General features: G+C 39.6%; 9 protein-coding genes and 1 tRNA gene. 2 read left to right on the forward strand and 8 right to left on the reverse strand.

All coding sequences use genetic code 11. The features are described from left to right. Window positions 1–90: 90 nt before the first annotated feature. Window positions 91–1,653, forward strand: a complete 1,563-nt coding sequence (locus ACEXOE_RS13125) for a M28 family peptidase (protein WP_394749265.1) — start codon at window positions 91–93, stop codon at window positions 1,651–1,653. A 183-nt stretch (window positions 1,654–1,836) separates the two neighbouring features. Here ACEXOE_RS13125 and ACEXOE_RS13130 read toward each other — a convergent pair. Next, window positions 1,837–1,912, reverse strand: a tRNA-His gene (locus ACEXOE_RS13130). A gap of 254 nt (window positions 1,913–2,166) precedes the next feature. On the opposite strand from ACEXOE_RS13130, the gene ACEXOE_RS13135 reads away from it, so the two are divergent. After that, window positions 2,167–4,263, forward strand: a complete 2,097-nt coding sequence (locus ACEXOE_RS13135) for a tetratricopeptide repeat-containing sensor histidine kinase (RefSeq protein ID WP_394749266.1) — start codon at window positions 2,167–2,169, stop codon at window positions 4,261–4,263. Here the strand turns inward: ACEXOE_RS13135 and bshB1 are convergent. The 7 genes from bshB1 to ACEXOE_RS13170 form a co-directional block, all read right to left on the reverse strand. Beyond that, window positions 4,260–4,964 (reverse strand): bacillithiol biosynthesis deacetylase BshB1, encoded by a 705-nt coding sequence (gene bshB1 / locus ACEXOE_RS13140; RefSeq protein ID WP_394749267.1) that lies wholly within the window; start codon window positions 4,962–4,964, stop codon window positions 4,260–4,262. The genes ACEXOE_RS13135 and bshB1 overlap by 4 nt on opposite strands. Window positions 4,965–4,986: 22 nt before the next feature. Continuing rightward, a complete protein-coding gene (locus tag ACEXOE_RS13145) occupies window positions 4,987–6,162 on the reverse strand; it encodes a trans-sulfuration enzyme family protein (RefSeq protein WP_394749268.1) in 1,176 nt (391 codons plus the stop codon). A gap of 73 nt (window positions 6,163–6,235) precedes the next feature. Then, window positions 6,236–7,645: an MATE family efflux transporter gene (locus tag ACEXOE_RS13150; protein WP_394749269.1), complete on the reverse strand. Its 1,410-nt coding sequence runs from the start codon at window positions 7,643–7,645 to the stop codon at window positions 6,236–6,238. A 274-nt stretch (window positions 7,646–7,919) separates the two neighbouring features. Beyond that, window positions 7,920–8,327 (reverse strand): DM13 domain-containing protein, encoded by a 408-nt coding sequence (locus tag ACEXOE_RS13155; protein WP_394749270.1) that lies wholly within the window; start codon window positions 8,325–8,327, stop codon window positions 7,920–7,922. Between the two features lie 93 nt (window positions 8,328–8,420). Continuing rightward, a complete protein-coding gene (ccsA, locus tag ACEXOE_RS13160; protein ID WP_394749632.1) occupies window positions 8,421–11,600 on the reverse strand; it encodes a cytochrome c biogenesis protein in 3,180 nt (1,059 codons plus the stop codon). 157 nt (window positions 11,601–11,757) lie between these two features. Further along, complete coding sequence (locus ACEXOE_RS13165) at window positions 11,758–13,134, reverse strand: hypothetical protein (RefSeq protein ID WP_394749271.1); 1,377 nt, start codon at window positions 13,132–13,134, stop codon at window positions 11,758–11,760. A 284-nt stretch (window positions 13,135–13,418) separates the two neighbouring features. After that, window positions 13,419–13,805, reverse strand: a complete 387-nt coding sequence (locus ACEXOE_RS13170) for a group III truncated hemoglobin (protein ID WP_394749272.1) — start codon at window positions 13,803–13,805, stop codon at window positions 13,419–13,421. Between the last annotated feature and the right edge of the window lie 66 nt (window positions 13,806–13,871).

Consider the following 13,871-nt stretch of genomic DNA (forward strand, 5'->3'; position numbering starts at 1 on the left):
CTTTTGGGATAGATTTCTGCAGTATCTTCTCCCGCATTCCCTTTCTTTTCCTTATTTTTGGGAAATTTTGAATACGATAATCATAAGATAATGAAAAATTTAATCTGGGTAGTCCTTGGATTTTCCATGGCCTGTAATCCCACAAAAAAAACGGCCACTACTGCGCCCGAATCTGTAAAAACGGCAGTAGAATCAACGATGTATGCCAATACCATTACAGAGGCAGAATTGAAAGAGCATTTGTACACTTACGCTTCTGATGAATTTGAAGGAAGGGAAACCGGGGAGCCGGGACAGAAGAAAGCTGTAAATTACTTAAAAGCACATTATGAAAGCCTAGGAATTAAGGCAGCGCAGACCAATGGAAATTATTTTCAGAATGTTCCCTTAGAAATTAATAAACTCCCTGTAGGGGACATTAGTATTAATGGAACGGATTATCCCATGGGAGAAGACTTCCTAACTTTTTCCAAAGCCAATGGAAACTATGCGGATGTTGTCTATGTGGGTTATGGTATTGAAGACGGGGATTATTCTGATTATAAAGGATTGGATGTTAAAGGAAAATTAGTACTATTCAAGGCAGGGGAACCTATGAACGCAGATGGCACTTATGCCGTATCCGGAACTTCTGAAAAATCGGTTTGGAGCAATGCCAATGAAGCTATAGGAAAACGTATGGAGTTAGCGGCTGAAAAAGGAGCTAAAGGGGCATTTTATTATGACAGTGCCAATTTTAGTCGCTTTAAAAGACGTTTTGATTTCATGAAGAAAAATGATAGCGGGCGTATGGGATTAAAAGATACTAGCAATGAAGAGTTTTTTGGTTTTTATATCAACTCAAAAATGGCGAGTACCTTGTTCAAGGATATTGAAACGGACCACGCACCCAAAGTAGTAACGGCTTCACTGCAATTAGAGATTGAAAGTTCCAACGAACAAGTAAATTCAGAAAACGTGGCTGCTATTTTAAGGGGTAGCGAAAAACCAGAAGAATACCTTATTATTTCTTCGCATTTGGATCATATTGGTATCAGTGCCGATGGACAGATCAATAATGGCGCCGATGACGATGGTTCGGGATCTGTAGCTCTTTTGGAAATCGCTGAGGCCTTTAAAAAAGCAGCTGATGCGGGTCACGGCCCCAAAAGATCGGTGGTATTCCTACATGTTACCGGGGAGGAAAAAGGACTTTTAGGCTCGCGATACTACACGGATATTTCTCCTATTTTTCCTTTAAAGAATACCGTAGCCAATTTGAATATTGATATGATTGGGCGCATCGATCCCAAGCGTGAGGGAGATCGTAACTATGTGTATTTGATCGGTTCCGACAAATTGAGCACGGAATTACATGAACTTTCCGAAGAAGTCAATAAAAAATACGGCAATATTGAATTGGACTATACCTATAATGATGAGAACGACCCTAATCGTTTTTACTATAGAAGTGATCATTACAATTTTGCAAAAAACAATATTCCGATTATATTTTATTTTAATGGTACTCATGACGATTACCATAGGGTAACCGATACTCCTGACAAAATCAATTATGATCTATTGGAAAACAGGGCCCGTTTGGTTTTCCATACGGCCTGGGAAGTTGCGAATAGAGAAAAACGCCTTGTAGTAGATAAGGCTACAGAATAAGTAATTCTTATATTTTATACAAAAAGCCATCGGTGTTCATACTGATGGCTTTTTTATTTTATATTTCCGTGGCAAGAGGGTTATATCATTAGACTGGGATCTATTTTAGATAAACTTCTAAACCACAATAGTATGGGAATAAAAAAAGTCCCCACATTAAGAAGGGACTTTTCGTCAAGTTAAGGGTGGAAGACCGGTTTCGAACCGGCGACCTCTAGAACCACAATCTAGCGCTCTAACCAGCTGAGCTACAACCACCATTTGCAAGCGGTGGCAAAGGTAATTTTTTTCCCTAATCTGTCAAAATAAAAGTTGCTATTTTTAAACATTATTATCTTTTTCCTATTTTCTGCGAAAATCCGTTAAAAATGCTAAAATCATCCATTAAATGCATAAAATATCGATGAAATGCATATATTGTAAGAGTAAACATACATAAAAACCTATTTCACAACATAAATTAGAAATAGCTTTACGTTCGCTATATTTTTATGAAATAATGATTGTCGCCCAATGTCATTGAACATAACCTGTAATAATTTTTTCTGCTGCCGTATTAAGGGGTTATTTTTCCTTTTAATACCGGTTTATTTTTTTCTGGGCAGTGTTCAAGCACAAGAAAACGAGGAAGAGGATTTGCGGTCTTTGGTTCGTAAATTGGAAGCCCGCAAAGATTTTTCTACTACGGATACGGTATACATCAACGCCTTAAACGATCTCTCCCTTCAATTTCGTTTTTATAACAATGACAGTTTAATGTTATATGCTAAGAAAGCATTAAAATACAGTAAAGCAGCTTCTTTCAAACAAGGTGAAGCGCGATCCTTATTCGGTTTTGCTTCTTATTATTCTGGAGAAGGCGGTCATGAAAAGGCAATCAATTATTACAATAAATCCCTTCAAATTGCAGAAAACAAAGGTCCTTCATCTTTCTCGTTGATCATAAGGAACGGACTTTCCATTGAATATGCTGAAATTGGGGATTATACCAGAGCCTTAAAAACACATCTGGAAAGCATAGAAATTGCCAAAAAACTCAATGATTCTGTGATGTTATCGGTGAATTATGGAAATATTGCCGAATTATATCGATCGGAAAAAGATTATACAAGGGCCCTGACCTATTACGAAAAGGGGAAGGTGATATCCGTAGGGCTTGATCGAGATCCCGGTATTGCGGAAGCCATGAGTAATATTGCCTCCGTTTATGCAGATACGGGAAACTACAAAGAAGCCATTATCAATATCAATAAGAGTATCACCATATTTGAAAATTATGAGATATTCGATTGGCTCGCCTATGCCTACGAGGTAAAAGGAAAAATTTATCTAAAACAAGGAAAATATAAGTGGGCCTTGTATTGGTATAACCAATGTAGTCTATTGCACAATAACCTGGACGATAAAAAAGCCAAGGTGGATTTATTGAATGGCATGGCAGAGGCCTATTACGGTTTGGAAAAAGATGATCTTTCGCTTCAATATGCCATGGATGCCAATGTCCTCTCCCAAAAAGTAAAATTGATAGAGGGGCAAAAAATGAGTGCCAAAATTCTATATAAAATATATAAGAAGAAAGGAAATCATACTCAAGCCCTAGCATATCACGAGGTTTTTCAGGAATTATCCGATGAACTCAATGAGGACGACAACAAGAAAAGTTTAGACCTACTACAAGCGCAAATAGACTTCGATCAAAGGCAACAGGAATACATTGCGGACAATAATAAAGTCTTGGCAAAACAACGAGCCTACATTTATTCGGCCATAGTGGTCTTAATGATTTTAACAGTAATCATTTTTATTACAAGGCGGGGAAGAAATGTACAAAAACGCCTGAATACGGAGCTCAATCTTCAAAAGCAAGCCCTTGAGAAAAGAAAAACCGAACTTAAGGAAATCAATGAGGTAAAAAATAAATTATTTTCCATCATTGGTCATGACCTACGTGGCCCTATTGGGGCCTTGAAAGGGCTGCTCAGTCTTTTTAATAAAAGTGAAATAGGGAAAAAAGAATTCATGGAATTCATTCCAAAATTAAAGCACGATGTAGAATACATTTCCTTTACATTGAACAATTTGCTTTCCTGGGGACAAACCCAAATGAAGGGAGCGGTGACCAAACCTTCCGTCGTTGCCCTGAAAAGTCTTGTGGAGAACAATACCAACTTACTTTCGGAAGTGGCCAAAAACAAGTCCATAACCATTGTAAACAACCTTTTGGAAAATACACTTACCTGGTCCGATGCAGATCAAATTGATATTGTTGTCCGTAATTTAATCAGTAATGCCATAAAATTTACCCCTGAAGGAGGTAGTGTCACCGTAGACGCTTTGGATTGTAATAAACATTGGGAAATTTCAATAAAGGATACCGGTATTGGCATGGATAGAGACACAACATCCAAATTGTTCCAAAAGAATGTCAACTTAAGTACCTATGGTACCAATAATGAAAAAGGAACCGGTTTAGGGCTATCGCTCTGTAAGGAAATGGTGGAAAAAAACAAGGGGACCATCTGGGTAGAAAGTATACAACACCAGGGCAGTACGTTCTACTTTACGCTCCCCAAGGCCAAAGTTACAAAGAGTTATAAAAAAATTGCCTAAATTAAATCGCCCAAACTCTTAACGCCTACATAACGCTCTACCGTAAAGCCTTCCGCGTGTTCCACACCGATAAGTCTTCCCATATCATTGGCTCTAAATACAATGCTATTTACAAAATTCTTATCGCTTATAGGTGTACTGGGTTCTTTGCTATTTGGATCGTAAAACTGGGATTTATAGGCTAATATGGCTTCCGTTTTTTTCTCGATAAAGCCAGTGACATCCACTACAAAATCGGGTTCCAGGTTTTTCCATTGAATGTAATGGTATACTTGTTTTGGACGCCAAGCTTCTTGATCTTCGGTTTCTACTTTTTTCAAACCACTCAGGAAACAGGCATCAGAAACCAATTGACTGCCTTTTCCGTGATCAATATGACGATCATCAATAGCATTGCACAATACGATTTCTGGTTTGTATTTGCGCACCATTTTAATCACTTCAAGCTGATGCGCCTTATCATTGGTAAAAAATCCGTCAGCAAAACCTAAATTTTCCCGAACTGCCACCCCTAGGATCCTCGCGGCCTCCGCTGCTTCCTGATCTCGTATTTCGGCAGAGCCCCTGGTTCCCAATTCTCCCCTGGTAAGATCAATAATACCTACTTTCTTGCCATTGGCAACTTCTTTGGCAATCGTTCCCCCTGCCCCTAATTCTTGATCATCTGGATGGGCCCCAAATACTAATATGTCTAGTTTCATGTATTCTTTCTTCTTAAACTTACTATAGAGTCGTAGTGCTAGCCATAGACCTTACTTTATGTAAGGCCTGTTCAATATCAGCGATCAAATCTTCGGTTTCTTCAATTCCCACAGAGAATCGTATTAAGCCATCTGCTATACCCTGTCGCTCCCTTTCTTCAGCGCTTAACAAGGCATGTGACGTTTGCGTTGGAGATAACAAAGTACTCTCTACTCCTGCAAGGCTCATCGATGCTTTTATTAATTGTAGGGATTTTTGAAACACACTACTATCCAATACTTCATTCAGTTCAAAAGAAAGCATTCCTCCAAACCCTTTCATTTGACTTTTTGCCAATTCATGATCGGGATGTGAAGTCAACCCTGGATAATACACTCTTTGAATATCTTCATGGGCATCTAAGTAAGTTGCCATTTTCATCGCATTTTCATTCTGGGCCCTCACCCGTATCCCCATAGTTTTAATACTTCTCTCCAAAAGCCATACGGTATAGTCGCTCAAGCTACCTCCAAAATTTTTGGCCAAGTTAAAGATACGTTCCATATTTTCAGAAGAAGAAGCTACGGCTCCTGCACAAATATCGGAATGTCCCCCCATATACTTTGTCGCACTGTGAATCACCACATCAATTCCAAAATCTATAGGGTTCTGATTTACGGGGCTCGCAAAGGTATTATCGATCATGGACACCATACCACGGGATTTCGCTATTCGCGCAACTGCTTTTAAATCGGTTATGGTCAATAAGGGATTCGACGGAGTTTCTATATAGATCACTTTTGTATTTTCCTTTAATTTTGCTTCAAAATCTGCCGCTTCCAGACCATCGGTAAAATCATAGGCTATTCCAAATTTCTCAAATTCCTCAGTGACCAGATTATACGTTCCTCCATATAAAGTCTTCTGTAATACCACATGATCCCCTGCCCTCAGGAAAGCCATTAAAGCCGTACTCACCGCAGCCATGCCACTCCCAAATATCATAGCGGCCTCTGCGTGCTCCAAAGCCGCTATTTTCTTAGAAAGTCCCACTTGATTTGGCGTGTTAAAATAACGTGGATATCGTTTGACATCTACATCCTCAAAGGCGTAGGAAGTGCTCATATACAAGGGAGAGACCGCTCCTTTAAATTCTTTATCTTTTAGCTCACCATAATGGGTGCAAATGGTATTTAGACCTTTATTTTTTTGATTCATTATCGCTATTTTTTAAGGTTAAAACAGTGGAGAGAACTGTTTTTTCAAACTATTCCAAAGTTACGAAATTCACTTATACCAGTGTTTTTTTCCAATGTCCTTTTTTGAACCAAATTATAGCGATGACTGCAGAGAGTACTTGTGCTATTGTAATGGCTAAATACACTCCTTGTGCTCCCAGTTTAAAGGAGATTGCGGCCAAATACGCAAAGGGTAACTGAAATATCCAAAATACCACAAAATTAATTCGTGTGGGTGTTTTTGTATCCCCTGCACCATTAAATGACTGGATGACCACCATGCCATACGCATAGAAAACATAACCCGCAGCAATAATTCGCAAACAAAGGGAGCCATTTTCAATAACCACCGGAGCCGCATTGAACAGACCAATAATTTGAGGCGCAAAAACCAAATAAATTATAGAGACCAATACCATAAAGTAGGCATTATATCTTCCGGTTTTCCAAACCGATATTTCGGCCCGGTCCGGTTGTTTGGCTCCTAAATTTTGTCCTACTAAAGTGGCAGCTGCATTGCTCATACCCCATGCAGGCATTAAAGTGAACAAGATTACGCGAATGGCAATGGTATAGCCCGCCAGGACCTCACTCCCAAATTCCGACATGATACGCATTAAAAATACCCAGCTAGAAGTACCAATAAGAAATTGGGCAATACCCCCAAGGGAGACCTTTATAAGGTTCAGCATGATCTTTATATCAATGATAATATCCTTTACCTTGATTTTGATTACACTCCATCCAAAAAATAATATCCCAAGTTGAAACAGCACTGCCGTTCCTCTACCAATATTGGTGGCTATGGCAGCTCCTACCACACCAAATTCTGGTACAGGCCCCCATCCAAAGATGAATATGGGGTCTAAAATAATATTTAAGCCATTGGAAAGTACTAAGGTCCACATGGCCACGGAAGCATTCCCGGCTCCCCTAAATATGGCATTGATCAAGAATAACATGAGAATAGTGATATTTCCGCCGATCAATAATTGCGTATATCCATGGCCTTCCTCGATCAAATCTTGCTTCGCTCCCATTAGGGCCAGAATCTCTTTTGAAAAGAAGAAGCCAATAGCTCCCACCAATAGTGCAATGACAACCCCTAAAAGGATTGCCTGAACGGCTGCTTTTTGCGCTCCTTGCACATCTTTCTCCCCTATTCTTCGGGCCACTATAGCCGTGGCAGCCATACTTAAGCCTATGGCCACTGCATATACCAACGTGATTACGGATTCTGTTAATCCAATAGTGGCTACGGCATTTACGCTCACCTGGGATACATAGGCAATATCTACCAATGCGAAAATAGATTCCATGAGCATTTCCAAAATCATGGGAATGGAGAGCATAAAAATGGCTTTCCGTATGCTTCCTTCCGTAAAATTTGTTTGTTTACCGGTAACCGCGTCAATAAAAGAATTGCCGATTTTTTTAAATGTAAGTTTATTGTGATGTGTCATTATGGTCAAATTATGTTAAAAAAAGAATATAAAGCTATGTCATCGAATCAACCAAGTGTGTTGATTCTTATCCGGCAATCTCCGTGATGACAGCTATAAAAAACATAATTCGTTTACTTCATAATGCTGCAAAGATGCATTTTTTTTCAAAAATTCCAAAACATGGGCTCAAAATATCTTAAAATTTTAAATCGTCCCTATCTCAAATAAAAAATGCACCCCATCCCTTTTTATATAGGATTCAGGTGCATTTATAGCGGAAGTCTTTTGAGGTTTAGAGACTACTCCCACCCCAAAAAATACCGTATTCTTCACAGTGAATAATAATACTTTTATATTCGCTTAGTTTTACGGAACCCGACAGTTTATAGGATTGTCCTCCTTTTGCGTTTTTCAATTTTGAAACCAAAACAGCATCCTTTGTGGCATTCTTTCCTGTTATCGTAGACAGGGATTTCTTGGATAAAAAGATTTTTAGATCCGGTGCACTTTTAGTTTTAAAATCGTCACTCAGAACAATATAAGTACCACTCTCTTTTTTTACGATCTCAAAAGTACCGTTAATGGATTTATTTTGTTTTTCCCACTTTGCTTTTTTCACTGTTTGCGCTACAGTAGTTTGAACAGCAAAAAAAAGGAGAAAGGAAAAAATACTTATCTTCATTGGGCTTAAATTTTTCATCTGTTGTTTGTTTACCCCTTTGGTCGTTATGAAATAGATATACTGACATGTCCTCTTTTGTGCATAGCCCCTTATCCCAACGGTACTTGAGGTTTATTTGGAATAATTGACTCTATAACGCCATAAACTTACTCCCCCAAGAATGAATACGCCCAATACCGTATACCATATAAAAGTAGGTGTAATGACCTTGGCTCCACTGGCATAACTATGTAAGCCCGCCAAATAAAAATTAACCCCAAAATAGGTCATCATGATACTGGCGAAAGCCACGATACTGGCGAAATTGAAGGTCCATCTTCCTCGAAGACCTGGAACCAAGCGCATGTGGATAACAAAGGCGTATATCATAATAGAGATTAAAGCCCAAGTTTCTTTTGGATCCCAACCCCAATAACGCCCCCAACTCTCATTGGCCCATTGTCCCCCTAAAAAATTCCCTATGGTCAACATCACCAGGCCAACGGTCAAACTCAATTCATTAATGATGGTCAACTCCTTCAGGTTGACATCCATTTTTGCTTTGTTCTTGGTATTCGTTAGAACAATCAAAATCAACGATACTACGCCCAAAATCATCCCTACCGTCAGCGGGCCATAACTTCCCACGATCACCGCTACATGAATCATTAGCCAATAACTATCTAAAACCGGTTGCAAATTACCAATAGCTGGATCTACCCAACTTTGATGTGCGATCCACAACAACATGGAAGTCACAAATGCTGCAGAAGCTATGGTCATATCATTCTTTCTTCCGACCAATAAGCCCATACCCATAGTAGCCCAAGAAACGTAAAGGATACTTTCATAGGCATCACTCCAAGGTGCATGCCCGGAAATATACCAACGGGTAATTAAACCTAAGGTATGTAAAATGAAGAAAAGCCAAATGATAATTTTAAATCCTTTAATACCTCCACGCCATACTTTACGGTCCTTAAAAATTTGAAAAATCAAAAAGAAAAACATGAGAATCCCCACTAGGGCATACCCTTTATAGAGGTTATTGAAAATATCTACCCTGTTGTAAAATACTTCAGCCTTGATCTTGTTTTCTGCAGGAAGCACCTCACTTCCATGATTTACCTGATTCTTTTTAAAAGCTTCCAATAATTTATCTGCCTCTGTATAATCTCCGGTGACCTTAGCTTTTCTCAAAGTAATAAGGTAATAAGGCATGGCATTTCTAATAAAATTGGAGTATAGGGAATCGGAAACTTGGAAATTCCCGGAACGAAATTCTATGCCCGAAATCCATTTATTATTCTCATCATTGAGCAATGGGAATATTTTGATCATTTGACCGCTCAAGGCCTGATCAAGTAATCCAAGGCGCTCACTTGCATTCTTAAAATCCTGCTCAAATTTATTGGGATTGGTCGTAGAAGTTGCCTCCCTTAGATAAGGTGCGAGTTTATAATTTCCTTTGGCATCAAAAAAATCTACCGCCTTTACGTAACGCTGATCTACAGGGATACCTATAATTTTCCGTATACTATCATTATCCCCCTTATTGTCCAAGGCCATGAATTCCATATTGTACCATATCGCAGGGTTTTGCATCATCGATAAAAACACCTGATCCGGATTCATGTCCTTGAATTTATTCCTCCTGCTCAATTTTCGCAGAAGCTCAGAAGCAAAGGTATTGATCGGTTTCATTCGTCCTCTTCCATCCTGAATAACCAATTCCCCAAATTTAGCGGCATGTGCCTTATCTACAATCGTGGTTTCCAATACGGAGTCCATTTGTGCTTCTGTCGGAGGTGTTACCGTATGATCGTGCCCGTCATTTTCAGAATGTTCCTGTCCGCTCATTTGGGTGGTCAAGCCCAAAAATAATAGCAATACCATGGCACTACGTTTGGCTTTGATTTTCTCCAGAGCCACGGTGAGGTCCTTAAAACGTGTTTTCCCAAAGAACATGATTCCCATTAAGCCAATATAGAGCAGAAAATAGCCAATATAGGTAATCCAGGTTCCCCACCAATCGTGATTCACCGAAAGAATGGTCCCTCCTTCATCCGGATCAAAACCAGATTGAAAAAAACGATAGCCTTTAGTATCCAGTACATTATTCATAAAAATGTCATAATCATAAGCGCGTTCCTCATTTACGGTAACCTTGCTCATAAAAGAGGCATAACTATTTTCCGTTCCAGGGTTTTTCTCTGCAATAAAGTCATTCAGCTTTATTCCAAAAGGAAGCTCATATACCTTTGAGCCGTATCTCATGGTGAAATCCAATCCTCCTACCGTAAATTTATCCGAGAAATTTGCGGGTCCTTTGCTGCCCAATAACTTCTTCTCCACCGTCTCCCCGTTTGAAGATATGGCTACAATCAAGGCATCTTGGGAGTTTTTATTGATTTCATCTTTTTCCAAGGGAATTACTCCATAAGACCCCTGAATCAATGGCTCCGGAATTACAAATTGCATTCCTGCCGTGGAATACAGGGATCGCAACTGTAATTGCTGCAGACTATCCTTGGCCAATTCCCCTTGAAACTGATCGGCCATTCGCAGGTAATTGCCTTCAAAAGGGGATTTGATCTGATAGGTACTGTCCGTTGTAAAAATATTGATGGCCCCAGAAGTTTCCTTGTTCAATGAAAATAGCACATTGTGAATGCTGGCCAATTGCCCATCTTCCAAATAATGGTCGTGACGATTTCCATCCCCTGCCTCTACAATCTTCAGATAGCTCTTGCCGTTGGGATCTTCAATAAGCCCTTCCTTAGCACCTTTGATAAAACCAACATAGGAAACCGTAAATTCCTGACCGTTAAAATCACTTTTCCAAGGCAAATTGGATTTCATAGCTTCCGAAGTCACAATAAGGTCGTCTTCCAAAATTTTTCGTTTGGGGCTCCCATTGATTTCTCCATCGGCATAAAGGGTAAGAAACGTTTTATCCGAATAAAAAATGTTTTCCGTAGCTCCCTCACGAATGGGCATCACTCCTTCAAAACCAATATATCGTGTAACAAAAGCACCAATAATAATCAGGATCCAGGAAAGGTGCAAGACCAAAACAGGCCATTTCTCCTTTCGCAACAGGCGGTATCTAAAAATGTTGCCTGCAAAATTGATTACAAAGAATACCATTATGGCTTCAAACCAGGTGGTATTGTAGATCCAGATTCTCGCGGTATCAGTACTATACCAACTCTCTATAAATGTTCCAAAAGCCATGGCAGTGGCAAAAAGAATATATAGAATGGCCATTAATCGGGTAGAAAAGAAAATCTTTTTGAGAAGTGCTGTCATCGACATATCCAACGTTTGTTTTCAGCGTACAAAAATACGGCCTTTTTATGATTTTCAGCATTCTGGGCATGGTAAAAGATCCAACAAAGTTGTTAAAAAGAAAATCGCCCATACCCATAGGGATATTGACGATTTTTCATCCTATACTACTATGAAATTATAAGGCATTTAAGTATTCCTCAAGATCTGATTTTTCTTCCGTGGTCAATTGTAAATCAAAATGATTATCGTAATGATCGATGACCTCTGTTAAATCGGCAAATCGTCCGTCATGAAAATATCCTTCCGTTGCCTTTGTAAAGAGTGCCCGTAATGGTGGAGTCCTGTACATGCCAGAGGGAAACCTGTTGGCCTCAACGGCATCAATTCCTATTTCTTCCGGGGTCCGCAAGATATTATCCGCAAATAAGGCTCCCGAATGGCAGCTAGCACATTGCGCTTTTCCATTAAAGAGGTTTTGACCTCTGATCGCCGCAGCTTCCTCAAAGCTATTGGCATTGGGCACAGGAGGATCTAAAGATAAAATATAAGCCTGTAATGCCGGTAGCACAGGATCTACCAAGTCTTCTGCAACTGATCTATTGAAAGCGCTGGTTTGAACAGCAATAGGAAATCTGGGATCATTTAAACGTTCATCTACAAAATTCCCTTGTCCCCCCAGTTCAATTACCGCTACAAATCTTGCCCAATCTTCAAAATTGCCAAAGCCGGTATAGCTTACCGGATTTACCCCTGAAAGACCAAAAATAGAAGGAATTACAGCTGCAGGAATCAAAGAACCATCCTCCGCCACGGGTTGTCCATCCAATAAAAGAGCTCCATCAAAACGTCCTCTTCCCCAATTGGTCAATACGGTATTAACCGTGGCGATGTCTACCCCTAACAATTCTGCAAAAGGCTGGGTGTTTGCCGAAGCAATAATGGTCCCCACATCAATATCCCTGTTAGGCCATCCGTCCAATCGGTTTCCTATTCCAGGCGCAAAAGAATCATCTACTGTAGAATGGCATAACGCACAGGAAATTCCCACTGCCGTGAGTTCACCATTATCATTAAAAGTACCTTGTACACCTATAACTGCATTTAAGCTTAAAAGTGCTACCGTTGTAGCCGGGTCGTCCAAATCTATTTCCCCGGCAACAATTGCATCTACCACAGTTTGTGGTAAGGCCGTAGCATCTACCTTTACCCCTAGAGACAATGCCAGGCTTGGAGACAGCCCGGGACCAAAACCGCCATTGGCTTCTCCTAATATTGCCTTGTCCAGTTGTAGGGCTCCGCTCCAAAATGCTTCATCCCCAAAAGTTCCTGTCCTAAAAACATCCCTCCCTTGTGCCACTAAAGCAGGGTCGGAATTCGTCCGAATTGGTGGTGGAATATTTAGTGTATTTTCTGAATTGGGGTCGTCTACATTAATCACAGGATCCTCTATCGTAATCGTAGGGTCATTAATTATAAAATCGTTTTCGCATTGGGTTAAAAATAGTCCTGCCGAAAAAGCAAGAACAACAGTTTTTATCTTGTTGAATCTCATTTGTTGAATTAGGTTGAAAGTTCGTAAAATCAATGGGAATATCGTATCTCAAGAGAAATGAGATAGAAAAACCAATTATATGTAGCCAGCTATAATTTTAGACGCGGGAATAGAAAAAGGATTACTTTTTTTTTGACATTTAACAGCTGGGAAGAATGTATAAAAAAAAGGGAAGAATTTACAATCTAGCCTATTGCAGCAATCATATTCCAAAGTCGTATAATCCTACTTCACTGTAAGACAGCAGTTAAGCCAGAAATCTTTTTTTAGGGAGTCCTTTTTTCCTAACTCCCGCGTGCTTTAAAAATGCTTAGGTAAAAAAAAGTACTCATATTTCGAGCCCTATTTTTGGCTATGGTGGCTTTTTCACCATGGTACAAGTCGTTTATGGTTTGAAACCATAGGTTTAACCACCTGCCAAAATGGAGTTGCTCCAGGGTGTAGTTTTCGGAAGCATCTACCTCTTGATGCTTTAACAGAGGATTTCCGGAATACTTTTTTACAAAGAAAAGATTGCTTTCCCAAAAATCTGTCAATAGCTCAAAATGCGCTTCCCAATCCTTAATATGGGTATTGAATATAGGCCCCAAAAGATCATCCTCCCGTATTTTACCGTAAAACATAACGACCAGCCGATATACATCTTTTCTTGTCTCTATTTCTTTTGTCATTACTTTTAAGCTTTGTTTGCCTTTCTTATAAAATTCATGGCCGGAAGAAAATCATGGGTCCTGTAA

This window comes from Spongiimicrobium salis (assembly GCF_043678055.1).
Classification (GTDB): Bacteria; Bacteroidota; Bacteroidia; order Flavobacteriales; family Flavobacteriaceae; genus Spongiimicrobium; species Spongiimicrobium salis.

Bases quoted from the DNA above. Each gene is read 5' to 3' on its own strand.
- ACEXOE_RS13170 (WP_394749272.1), bottom strand. From the start codon at position 13,805: ATGACAAAAGAAATAGAGACAAGAAAAGATGTATATCGGCTGGTCGTT.
- ACEXOE_RS13165 (WP_394749271.1), bottom strand. From the start codon at position 13,134: ATGAGATTCAACAAGATAAAAACTGTTGTTCTTGCTTTTTCGGCAGGA.
- ACEXOE_RS13125 (WP_394749265.1), top strand. From the start codon at position 91: ATGAAAAATTTAATCTGGGTAGTCCTTGGATTTTCCATGGCCTGTAAT.
- ACEXOE_RS13145 (WP_394749268.1), bottom strand. From the start codon at position 6,162: ATGAATCAAAAAAATAAAGGTCTAAATACCATTTGCACCCATTATGGT.
- ACEXOE_RS13155 (WP_394749270.1), bottom strand. From the start codon at position 8,327: ATGAAAAATTTAAGCCCAATGAAGATAAGTATTTTTTCCTTTCTCCTT.
- ccsA (WP_394749632.1), bottom strand. From the start codon at position 11,600: ATGACAGCACTTCTCAAAAAGATTTTCTTTTCTACCCGATTAATGGCC.
- ACEXOE_RS13150 (WP_394749269.1), bottom strand. From the start codon at position 7,645: ATGACACATCACAATAAACTTACATTTAAAAAAATCGGCAATTCTTTT.
- ACEXOE_RS13135 (WP_394749266.1), top strand. From the start codon at position 2,167: ATGTCATTGAACATAACCTGTAATAATTTTTTCTGCTGCCGTATTAAG.
- bshB1 (WP_394749267.1), bottom strand. From the start codon at position 4,964: ATGAAACTAGACATATTAGTATTTGGGGCCCATCCAGATGATCAAGAA.